Below are 5,729 nucleotides of genomic sequence, written 5' to 3' on the forward strand. Positions count from 1 at the left end.
GGGATGGCCAGCGCCCGCGGCAGGCCGCCCAGTTCGGCGGCGGCCCCGATGAGCACCGGCCCCGACAGGAAACCGAGATATCCGATGGCAGCCGTCCGCGCCAGCGCCCGCCCGGCGTACGCGGGGTCTCGGTGACCGGCGGCCGAGAACACCTGAGGCACGATGCACGACAGTCCCGCCCCGAAGCAGGCGAACCCGACCACGCCCGCCACCGGATGCCCGCCCAGCAGCGCCACGCCCAGCCCCGCGGCGGCCAGCAGCCCGCAACCGCGCACCAGCCTCACCGCTCCCAGCCGGGCGGCCAGCCGGTCGCCCGCCAGCCGTCCCGCGGTCATGGTGACGGAGAAGGCGGCGTATCCGGCGGCGGCGAACCCGGGGGAGGCGCCCAGGTCCTCGTGCAGGTAGACCGAGCTCCAGTCGGCCGCGGCGCCCTCGCCCACCAGGCAGCAGAACGCCAGCACGCCCAGGAACACGATCCCCTTGGGCGGCCGGCCGCCGTCGCGCCCGCCGGTGTGCTTCGCGGGGGCCGGGCGCAGCGCCCAACGCGCCGCCCACACCGCCAGCACGACGATCACCGCCCCCACCGACACGAACGTGGTCGCGGGCGTCAATGACAGGTGCGCGAACACGCCGCCCGCCGCGGCCCCCGAGAACCCGCCGATGCTGAAGACCGCGTGGAACGACGACATGACCGCTCGGCCGGAGGCCCGTTCGACCTGTACGGCGTTGGCGTTCATGGACACGTCGAGCACGCCGTGCACCAGCCCGAACACCAGCAGCGTGCCGGCCAGCACGCCAAGATCGCCCGCGAAGGCGGGCGGCACCAGCACCACGCCCTGCGCCAGCGCGGCCGGGATCATGACGCGGGCGCTGCCGTACCGGTCGACCAGCCGGCCCACCACCGACATGCCGGCGACCGCGCCGGCCGCGATGGCCAGCAGGGCGAGGCTGAGCCGGCCGTCGCTGAGCCCGAGCTCGTCCTTGATGGCGGGGATGCGCGCCGTCCAGGTGCCGATGGCCGCGCCGCAGAGGAAGAACAGCAGGTGTACGGCCGTGCGCTCGCGTCTCATCCGGCCTGCCTGACCGTCACTCCGGCCGCCGAGAGGGCCTCGCGCTCCCCGGGAGGGATGCCGGGGTCGGTCACCACGACGTCGAGGCGGGAGATCGGGCAGACCGCGCCGAAGGCCGTACGGGTGAACTTGCCCGAGTCGCAGGCCACGATCACCCGTCGCGCCGAGGCGATGGCCGCCTGCTTGACGGCGACCTCGGGCAGGTCGTGCGCGGTCAGCCCGTGCTCGGCCGACAGGCCGCAGCAGCCGATCACGGCGGTGTCGAAGCGTAGCGTTTCGATGGAGCTCTCGGTGAGGGGGCCCATGAAGTTCAGCTCGCCCTGGCGTACCTCGCCGCCGGGCAGCACCAGGCGCACGCGCGGCGCGGTGGCCAGCAGCGTGACCGCCTGCAGCGCCAGCGGCAGCACGGTCAGGCGGCGGCCGGTCAGGGCGCGGGCCACCTCCAGCACGGTCGTGCCGCCGTCGAGCACGACCGCCTCGCCGTCGGCGATCAGGGACGCCACCTCCGCGCCGATGCGCTGCTTGGCCTCCACGGCCTCGCGCTCGCGCACGCCGAACGGCGGTTCCTCGCCGCGGAGGAGCAGGGACAGCGCGCCGCCCCTGACCCGGCGCACTACCCCCTGCTGGGCCAGCTCGTCCAGGTCACGCCTGATCGTCATCTCCGACACGCCGTGCTCGGCGGCCAGCTCGGCGACGGAGACGCTGTCGTTGACCCGCAGGGCGTTCATGATGGCCCGCAAACGATCCATGTGTTCATACAAACATGGCATATGTGCGCAATACAATGGTGGGCATGCGCGCCAGCCGCCTGCTCTCGCTGCTCCTGCTCCTGCAGTCGCGCGGCCGCATGACAGCGCCCGAGCTGGCGGCCGAGCTGGAGGTGTCGGTGCGCACGGTCTACCGCGACGTCGAGGCGCTGTCGGCGGCCGGTGTGCCGGTCTACGCCGACCGCGGCCCGGCGGGCGGCTACCAGCTGCTCGACGGCTACCGCACCCGCCTCAACGGGCTGACCTCCGAGGAGGCCTCCTCGCTGTTCCTGGCAGGGCTGCCCGGCCCGGCCGCCGAGCTGGGGCTGGCGAAGGTCGCGGCCAACGCCGAGCTGAAGCTGCTGGCGGCGCTGCCGCCCGAGCCGCGTTCGCACGCCTCCCGGATGCGCGAGCGGTTCCTCTTGGACGTGCCGGGCTGGTACCGCACGAACGACGACGTGCCGCACCTGAGCGAGGTGGCCGAGGCGGTGTGGGAGCAGCGGCCGCTGCGCATGACCTACCGCCGATGGGGGCCGCGCGAGATCGAGCGGGTGATCCATCCGTACGGGCTGGTGCTCAAGGGCGGGTCCTGGTACATGGTCGCCGCCCCACCTGGCGAGGATCCCCGTACGTACCGGGTGGCGCGCATCCTGAGCCTGCAGACGCTGCCGGGGGCCTTCAGCCGTCCGGAGGGGTTCGAGCTGGGCGGGTTCTGGCGGGCGTACGCCAAGGAGTTCCGTGAGCGCATGTACACCGCCGAGGTCGTCATCAGGCTGGCTCCGGGCAGGGGCGACCTGCTGGCGTACACGATGGGGGCGGACGTCGTCGGCGCGGCGCTGGCCGCGGCGGGCGAGCCCGGCCCCGAGGGGTGGCTGACGCTGACGGTGCCGGTCGAGTCGCTCACGCACGCCCGCTGGCTGCTGCTGCGCATGGGCGCCGACGTCGAGGTGCTGGAGCCGCCGGAGCTGCGGGCCCTCATGCGTGAGGCGGTCGCCGAGCTCGGCAAGCTGTACGAATAATCAGGCGAGATCCGGGTGCGGTTCTGCCAGCATTCCGGCATGTACCTTCTCGCATTCGTGGGCGCGTGCGTCCTGGTGTCCATGGCGCCGGGGGTGAGCACGGCCGTCCTCCTGCGCCAGACGTCACGCACGGGCCGCGGCTCGGGCGTGACGGCCACACTCGGCAACGAGACCGGCATCCTGCTGTGGGGGCTGGGCGCGGCCTCCGGCCTGTCGGCCCTGCTCGTGGCCTCGCAGCCGGCCTATGACGCGATGCGGGCCGTCGGCGCGGCGGTGCTGGCCGGGCTGGGCATCCGGCTGGCGGTGGAGTCGCGATGACCCTCTGGTACGCCGAGCACGGCGCGGGCGACCCCGTGGTGCTGCTGCACTCGACGGCGGCCGACTCCGGCATGTGGGACGCGCAGCGGGAGGCGCTGTCCGAGCGGTTCCGAGTGATCACGGTGGATTTCCGCGGGTACGGGCGCAGCCCCTACCGCGCCGACGGCCCGTACAGCGACAGCGGCGACGTGGCCCGCCTGCTGGCCGCGCTGGAGATCAGCCGCGCGGCGCTGGTCGGCTCGTCGGGCGGGGGCCGGGTGGCGCTGGAGCTGGCCACGGCGGGGCTGGCCGACCGGCTGGTGCTGCTGAACCCGCTGTCCACCCTGGAGCCCACGCCGGACCTGCGAACGTTCTGGGAAGAGGAGGAACGCCTGCTGGAGCAGGGCGACGTGCAGGGGGCGGCCGAGCTGAACGGGCGCACCCTGCTCGGCCCCGAGGCCTCACCCGGCGCGCGGGAACGGCTGGTGGCGATGCAGCGGCACGCCTTCGAGGTCCACCTGGCCGCCGACCCGGAGCCCGAGCAGGTCGAGGGGGAGGTGTCGCCGCCGGCGATCGACGTGCCGGCGCTGGTGGTGTCCGGAGGGCGCGACCTGCCGTACTTCGTGGCCTCCGCGCGCCACCTGGCCGCCGAGCTGCCCAGGGCGCGGCTGGTGGAGCTGGAGTGGGCCGGGCACCTGCCGGCGCTCGAACGTCCTGAGGAGATCAACGCGCTGCTGCTGGATTACCTTTAGGGCATGACGAACGACCTGGCGACCCTCATGAGGCAGGCACAGGACGACGATCCGCTGCGGGCCCTGCACGCCACGACCGCGCTGCGCCGCGAGATCGAGCGTCTGGAGGCGGTCCAGGTGCGCAGGGCGCGGGTGGCGGGGCTGGCCTGGGCGCAGATCGCCGAGGCGATCGGCGTGACCAAACAGGCCGTGCACAAGAAGTACGGCCGCGGCTAGGCCTTCCACCGGCCGGCGAACCAGCGCAGCGCGATCTGCCAGGAGTAGCCGCGCCGGATGCGCTCGGCCACGTCGGGCGGCAGCGTGTCCAGGCCGCGGTGTTCCAGGAACACCGCGGTGCCGCCCGCGACGGGGGTGAAGGACACCTCGATCTCCATCCGCCCCGTCCGGTTGATCAGGTCGGCCCACACCAGGCGGTGCGGCGGATCCCAGGCAAGCACCCTGCCGGTGTCGACGTGACCGCCGTCGGACCACAGCTCGCGCAGATGGCCGTCCTCGAAGCGGATGCCGACCGCGCGCTCGGGATCGACCCAGCTGTGGGGGCCGCGTACCCACCAGCTGTCGATCTCGTCGGTGAAGATGCGGAACGCGTCCGCCGGTTCGACGGGGACGGTGACGCCGGCCTGAACGGAGCTCATCCGCCGCGCTCCACGTGGTCCTTGAACGAGCCGAGCTGCTCGGCCCAGAACGCCTGCACCTGGTCGAGCCAGGCCTGCAGCGCCGTGAACGGCTCGCGGCGCAACGTGTAGAGGCGCAGCCGGGCGTCGTCGCCTCCGGCCGTGGCCTCCACGAGACCGCCGGCCCGCAGCACCCGCAGGTGCCTGCTGAGGGCGGGAGCGCTCATCTGCACGGCCTGCGCGAGCTCGCCGGCCGGGCGTGGCCCCTCGCGCAGCAGCTCGATGACCTTGCGCCGGGTGGGGTCGGCGAGCGCCGCGAGCGTGCCATCCAATTCGTTAACGTCGTTGTTAATGATTGCCTACTTCCGTTAGGCTCTCTCTTGCTTAACGATAGCGACAATTATTGCGGAGGTATGCCCATGCCCGCCGATCTCGGTTACTACACCCTGTCCGTCCCGGACATCGACCGCGCCGCTGCCTTCTACGGGCCGCTGCTCGGCTGGGAGTTCAGACGCGAGCGCGACACGTACCTGCATGTCACGAACACCGCCGTGCCCATGGGCTTCGTCACCGGCGAGCCCAGCGCGCAGCCCAACCTCTACTACCACGTGGCCGACATCGACCAGGCCGTCGAGCAGGTGCGCGAGCTGGGCGGCAGCACGGGGGAGGTGTTCTCCGGCAGGTCGGGGCGCGGCTGTTCCTGCACCGACGACCAGGGCACCCAGATCAGCCTGTGGCAGCCGGCCCCCGGGTTCGGCTGATCCGTCGCGACCGTGGTGATGCCCCACGTACGTCATCCGCTGTGGCCGATGATGAAGGTCAGTGGGGCGTGCTCGCCGGCCGGGCGCGCGCTGGCAGGAGTGTCAGCAGCGCGCGGATCGCGATCACGTACAGCACGAGCCCGGCTGCGGCGAGAAGGACAAGGGTGGGAACCTGCAGCGCGGGCGGAAGGCCGAGGGGGAAGGTCCAGAAAGTACGGCTCGGCGTACCTGTCGCCAGGTTGACGAGGGACAGCACCGCGGACAACAGCGGAGTCCAAGCAGTCCCCAGGCACAGGCCGATCAGGAACGTGCGCCGGCCGTGGCCCGGCAGGGGGACCGCGACGCGTCCGGTTGTGGCGGACCGCTCCGGTGCGCAGCCGCGCCGTCGTGACCGGAGCCGGCTACGCATGGCTGTTCGGACGGATCGCCTATCGCCGGCTGCGGAGCCGGCCGGTGGGAGGGGCGTGGAG

General features: G+C 72.9%; 10 protein-coding genes. 5 read left to right on the forward strand and 5 right to left on the reverse strand.

The genetic code is table 11. The features are described 5' to 3' along the window. Together GUY59_RS45685 and GUY59_RS45690 are read right to left on the reverse strand one after the other, a co-directional pair. Positions 1 to 1,070 (reverse strand): MFS transporter (locus GUY59_RS45685; protein WP_161715082.1); only part of this gene is annotated, 1,070 nt, incomplete at its 3' end. Continuing rightward, positions 1,067 to 1,819, reverse strand: coding sequence for a DeoR/GlpR family DNA-binding transcription regulator (locus tag GUY59_RS45690; RefSeq protein WP_236668140.1), 753 nt, complete (start codon positions 1,817 to 1,819; stop codon positions 1,067 to 1,069). The genes GUY59_RS45685 and GUY59_RS45690, both read right to left, overlap by 4 nt. A 44-nt stretch (positions 1,820 to 1,863) precedes the next feature. Between GUY59_RS45690 and GUY59_RS45695 the strand changes: the two genes are divergently transcribed. The 4 genes from GUY59_RS45695 to GUY59_RS45710 are packed head-to-tail and all read left to right on the forward strand — an operon-like array spanning position 1,864 to position 4,100. Continuing rightward, positions 1,864 to 2,835, forward strand: a complete 972-nt coding sequence (locus tag GUY59_RS45695) for a helix-turn-helix transcriptional regulator (RefSeq protein ID WP_138202512.1) — start codon at positions 1,864 to 1,866, stop codon at positions 2,833 to 2,835. A 39-nt stretch (positions 2,836 to 2,874) separates the two neighbouring features. After that, positions 2,875 to 3,153, forward strand: coding sequence for a LysE family translocator (locus GUY59_RS45700; RefSeq protein ID WP_138202513.1), 279 nt, complete (start codon positions 2,875 to 2,877; stop codon positions 3,151 to 3,153). Further along, positions 3,150 to 3,884: an alpha/beta fold hydrolase gene (locus GUY59_RS45705; RefSeq protein ID WP_138202514.1), complete on the forward strand. Its 735-nt coding sequence runs from the start codon at positions 3,150 to 3,152 to the stop codon at positions 3,882 to 3,884. The genes GUY59_RS45700 and GUY59_RS45705 overlap by 4 nt, the downstream gene beginning before the upstream one ends. Positions 3,885 to 3,887: 3 nt before the next feature. After that, positions 3,888 to 4,100 carry a hypothetical protein gene (locus tag GUY59_RS45710; protein ID WP_138202515.1) on the forward strand — a complete coding sequence of 71 codons (213 nt, stop codon included), beginning with the start codon at positions 3,888 to 3,890 and terminating at the stop codon, positions 4,098 to 4,100. Here the strand turns inward: GUY59_RS45710 and GUY59_RS45715 are convergent. Together GUY59_RS45715 and GUY59_RS45720 are read right to left on the reverse strand one after the other, a co-directional pair. Continuing rightward, positions 4,097 to 4,519, reverse strand: coding sequence for an SRPBCC domain-containing protein (locus GUY59_RS45715; RefSeq protein ID WP_138202516.1), 423 nt, complete (start codon positions 4,517 to 4,519; stop codon positions 4,097 to 4,099). The two genes, GUY59_RS45710 and GUY59_RS45715, sit on opposite strands and share 4 nt — an antisense overlap. Continuing rightward, positions 4,516 to 4,830 carry an ArsR/SmtB family transcription factor gene (locus tag GUY59_RS45720; RefSeq protein WP_201762132.1) on the reverse strand — a complete coding sequence of 105 codons (315 nt, stop codon included), beginning with the start codon at positions 4,828 to 4,830 and terminating at the stop codon, positions 4,516 to 4,518. Before GUY59_RS45720 ends, GUY59_RS45715 begins: the two co-directional genes overlap by 4 nt. Before the next feature lie 87 nt (positions 4,831 to 4,917). Here GUY59_RS45720 and GUY59_RS45725 point away from each other — a divergent pair, with 87 nt between their 5' ends. Beyond that, positions 4,918 to 5,259: a VOC family protein gene (locus GUY59_RS45725; RefSeq protein ID WP_138202518.1), complete on the forward strand. Its 342-nt coding sequence runs from the start codon at positions 4,918 to 4,920 to the stop codon at positions 5,257 to 5,259. Between the two features lie 58 nt (positions 5,260 to 5,317). Here GUY59_RS45725 and GUY59_RS45730 read toward each other — a convergent pair whose 3' ends face one another. Beyond that, positions 5,318 to 5,524 carry a hypothetical protein gene (locus GUY59_RS45730; RefSeq protein WP_138202519.1) on the reverse strand — a complete coding sequence of 69 codons (207 nt, stop codon included), beginning with the start codon at positions 5,522 to 5,524 and terminating at the stop codon, positions 5,318 to 5,320. Between the last annotated feature and the right edge of the window lie 205 nt (positions 5,525 to 5,729).

The sequence above is a fragment of the Nonomuraea sp. K271 genome (assembly GCF_009908215.1).
Classification (GTDB): domain Bacteria; phylum Actinomycetota; class Actinomycetes; order Streptosporangiales; family Streptosporangiaceae; genus Nonomuraea; species Nonomuraea longispora.

Coding starts and splice junctions, on each gene's coding strand:
- GUY59_RS45695 (WP_138202512.1), top strand. CDS start 1,864: ATGCGCGCCAGCCGCCTGCTCTCGCTGCTCCTGCTCCTGCAGTCGCGC.
- GUY59_RS45715 (WP_138202516.1), bottom strand. CDS start 4,519: ATGAGCTCCGTTCAGGCCGGCGTCACCGTCCCCGTCGAACCGGCGGAC.
- GUY59_RS45700 (WP_138202513.1), top strand. CDS start 2,875: ATGTACCTTCTCGCATTCGTGGGCGCGTGCGTCCTGGTGTCCATGGCG.
- GUY59_RS45710 (WP_138202515.1), top strand. CDS start 3,888: ATGACGAACGACCTGGCGACCCTCATGAGGCAGGCACAGGACGACGAT.
- GUY59_RS45690 (WP_236668140.1), bottom strand. CDS start 1,819: ATGGATCGTTTGCGGGCCATCATGAACGCCCTGCGGGTCAACGACAGC.
- GUY59_RS45725 (WP_138202518.1), top strand. CDS start 4,918: ATGCCCGCCGATCTCGGTTACTACACCCTGTCCGTCCCGGACATCGAC.
- GUY59_RS45705 (WP_138202514.1), top strand. CDS start 3,150: ATGACCCTCTGGTACGCCGAGCACGGCGCGGGCGACCCCGTGGTGCTG.